Genomic DNA, 239 nt, shown 5'->3' with positions numbered 1-239 from the left:
CATGGCTGAGCCCCGCCAGCCTCCGGGCCCAAATCGCCTACATCCTACCCAATCGGAGGATTCTTCGTGCCAGGACATATTTGCCGGAGGTGCCGCCCGCACTTGTATTTGCAGGCTCTTGTCATCATGCTCGGGGAGGAAGCTGCCAGAATTTCGTGACGAGCGAGACACTTTCAGTCTCCGAGAATGTAGGGTGACGGAGGGCGGAGCAGATTGGGGCGTGACAGAATTCGTATTTG

It is taken from the genome of Schleiferilactobacillus shenzhenensis LY-73, assembly GCF_000469325.1.
In the GTDB taxonomy this organism is placed as follows: domain Bacteria; phylum Bacillota; class Bacilli; order Lactobacillales; family Lactobacillaceae; genus Schleiferilactobacillus; species Schleiferilactobacillus shenzhenensis.
Note: the sequence above shows the minus strand (reverse complement) of the source record.